3 protein-coding genes are annotated in these 3,184 nt (G+C 39.0%); all 3 read left to right on the forward strand.

The features are described 5' to 3' along the window. Positions 1 to 821 (forward strand): trypsin-like peptidase domain-containing protein (locus F6K38_RS37850; RefSeq protein ID WP_287360119.1); only part of this gene is annotated, 821 nt, incomplete at its 5' end. Between the two features lie 20 nt (positions 822 to 841). Next, positions 842 to 1,858 carry a hypothetical protein gene (locus tag F6K38_RS37855; RefSeq protein ID WP_008189861.1) on the forward strand — a complete coding sequence of 339 codons (1,017 nt, stop codon included), beginning with the start codon at positions 842 to 844 and terminating at the stop codon, positions 1,856 to 1,858. A 3-nt stretch (positions 1,859 to 1,861) separates the two neighbouring features. Beyond that, complete coding sequence (locus F6K38_RS37860) at positions 1,862 to 2,827, forward strand: AAA family ATPase (protein ID WP_008189868.1); 966 nt, start codon at positions 1,862 to 1,864, stop codon at positions 2,825 to 2,827. The last annotated feature ends 357 nt before the right edge of the window (positions 2,828 to 3,184 follow it).

Consider the following 3,184-nt stretch of genomic DNA (forward strand, 5'->3'; position numbering starts at 1 on the left):
TCTTTTATCAAGACCAAGTAGTTGGTATTGGCTTTCTGGTATCCGAACACTATGCGTTAACCTGTGCTCATGTCGTGGCAGAGGCATTGTTAATTGATAGCAGGACACAGAGCTCACCTGAAGGAGAAATAAACGTTGATTTTCCTTTACTTAATGGGACTAAATTTTCGGCCAGGGTGGTTTGCTGGCATCCTGAATCTCCTTTAGAAGATTCTGAGGAAGCCATAGAAGATATTGCAGTTTTGAAACTTGATCACCTTCCTGCTTCTGCTAACGCGACTCGCCTGCTGTTATCAGAAAATCTTGCAAATAATCCATTTCAAGTATTTGGTTGTCCGGCAGGAGTTCCTAATGGGGGTTGGGCAACTGGGGTATTGTCGGAGCAAAATGCTAAACAATGGATTCAACTGGAAGATCCTAAGGTAACTGGATACAGGATTGAACCAGGATTTAGTGGTTCTCCGGTTTGGGATGAAAAATTGCAGGGAGTGGTGGGGATGGTAGTTGCTGCAGATACCAAGCGACAAACGGCAAAAGTCGCCTTTATGATTCCTGCACAAATTTTAGTCAAAGCTTGGTCACAGTTGGAGTCAATTGTTATCCGAACTAAGGAAATAGAAAAGCGAGTTAAGCCACGTTTGTCACCATTTAGGATAAGGTTTCTTGAAAAACAAAAGAGAGAGTGGGAGGAAAGAGTCGAAGAGGTGAGCAAGCAAATGGGTTTTGAGTCCAATTTAGCTAATTATCTAGATTTGGAAAAACGAGCGAATATTTATTTCGATAAGATCGAAAAAATTAAACGAGAACTTTCTGGTTTTTAGATGATGATGTGAATCGAAAGATGACAAGGGATACTCAAATTCGTAGACAAGCCTTTCTAGAAGAACAAAAACGATTAATTAATGAACATATTGAAGAAATCAGTAACCAAATGAGTTACTCTATGTCAGATTTAGCTAAGTATAGTGATTTACAAAGGCAATCTGAAGAATACTTTAAGAAGCTTGACAAAGTCGAGAATGAACTCAATTTATTAAAAACTAAGAGCGATTCCTCCGTTAGTCCCAATCCAAAACCTACTATTGCTCAAAACTTATCTAAGATTAACTTCCATAAACAAAAAAAAATAGTCAATTTTATTATTGAAAATTGTTTGGGTAAACAAGGAGGTTTGGCTTTATTTTTACTGCAAGATACCTCCTCAATGCGAGGAGATTTATGTGTTGCAGAAATTAAATACAATCTTAGTCGTAAAAGTTATGGTAAACTTAAGTATTGTCCCATAGATCCCTTGTTAAGACCTGATATTTCTGATGAGCGAAGTTTGCTAAATGCGATCGCGGATTATTTTAAGCCAATTGAAGCTCATCCCAATGACCAACAATACATCCAGAACATTATTAAAAAGATCGGTGACAGTGTACAGGGAGGAAGTGTTGTTTTTTTGGATTTTAGCAACTGGGATTCTATTACAGAAAATGATGATAGACTTTTATCTTGGTTTATTGATTCTTTTTGGAATCTTTTGAAGCAAAAACATCACGAAGAAATTTCTAAAGATTATTGTTGGGTAAATTTTTTATTGTTTTGTTCTCTAAGTTCAACTCTTACTAAATCTTATCAAAAGCTTAGTTATTGTTGTAGTTACAACGATTTTGATAGTTTAAAAATAATCAAATTGTCTTTGAGTAAATGGCAAGAAAGTGATATTGATGATTGGTTGCAACAAGTCTATGGATTACGTAAATTAAAAAGCAAAGAAATAGCCAAGAAAATTTATAAATTATCTAATCGCGGTATTCCTAGTACAGTTTGCTCAAAGTTAGAACAATATTTATCTAAATTAGTCAAGGAATAGCCTATGAATCCTCCTAAATACATCTTCCATAGCAATCCAAAACATCGACCTAAAACATGTCATCCAGATTCTCCCACAGAATTAGAACCCTATATTGCCGACAGCGAATTAATTGAAGCTGTGAATTTGGCAATTTTTCTGCAAAGACCCCTGTTAATTGAAGGAGAATCGGGATGTGGTAAAACCCGATTAGCAGTGGCAGTTGCTTATGAATTAGGGTTGCCCTTTTATCGCTGGGATATTCGCTCAACCACCAAAGTCCAAGAGGGATTATATGAATACGATGCGATTTTGCGGTTGCATGATGTCCAAACCCAAAACTTAACCCCGTCTATTAATCCGAAAACTGGACAACCAAGAAATCCTAAACAACCAAACGATTACCGTGAACTAGGTCCCCTGGGAAAAGCCTTTCAATCCCACGACTATCCCGCAGTGTTGCTTATTGATGAAATTGACAAGGCTGATGTGGATTTTCCCAATGATTTACTGTCGATATTGGATAAACCTTGGAAATTTTTGATTCGGGAAACCGGAGAAACGATAGAGGCGAATCAAGAGCAACTACCAATTATAATTATTACCAGTAACAAAGAAAAAGGTAGTCTCCCCTCTCCCTTCTTACGCCGCTGTTTATATCACTATGTGCGTTTCCCTAATCAACCGGAAGAGTTAGAGAAAATTGTCAAAGTTCACTATCAACAGAAACAGAAACCACAGACCATGGCAATGCCTAAATCCGATTTAGTGAAGACTGCGATCGCTAAATTTTTAAAGATACGAGAGGATAAAAGTCTGTTTAAACCTCCGGGAACCAGTGAGTTTCTGGATTGGCTGGCTGCCTTACATCACTTTAAATCGGAACCTTATCCTGTGAGTGAACTGCAGCAAGACAATACAATTCCCTATCGAGATTTAGTATTTAAATTGCGGCAAGATTGGCAAAATCCTAATTATGCAGGTTCATGATACCAATTTCCTTTAATGAGGCTACAGATCAGATCCCCCCTAGCCCCCCTTGAAAAAGGGGGGAACTGGAGTTAAAGTCCCCCTTGTTAAGGGGGGAACTGGAGTTAAAGTCCCCCTTGAAAAAGAGTGAAAGTCCCCCTTGTTAAGGGGGATTTAGGGGGATCCCCCCTAGCCCCCCTTGTTAAGGGGGATCCCCCTTGTTAAGGGGGGAACTGGAGTGAAAGTCCCCCTTGAAAAAGAGTGAAAGTCCCCCTTGTTAAGGGGGATTTAGGGGGATCCCCCCTAGCCCCCCTTGAAAAAGGGGGGAACTGGAGTGAAAGTCCCCCTTGAAAAAGAGTGAAAGTCCCCCTTGTTAAG

The sequence above is a fragment of the Moorena sp. SIO3B2 genome, assembly GCF_010692525.1.
In the GTDB taxonomy this organism is placed as follows: Bacteria; Cyanobacteriota; Cyanobacteriia; order Cyanobacteriales; family Coleofasciculaceae; genus Moorena; species Moorena producens.

Excerpts from the sequence above, each read along its gene's own strand:
- F6K38_RS37855 (WP_008189861.1), top strand. The coding sequence starts at position 842 with ATGACAAGGGATACTCAAATTCGTAGACAAGCCTTTCTAGAAGAACAA.
- F6K38_RS37860 (WP_008189868.1), top strand. The coding sequence starts at position 1,862 with ATGAATCCTCCTAAATACATCTTCCATAGCAATCCAAAACATCGACCT.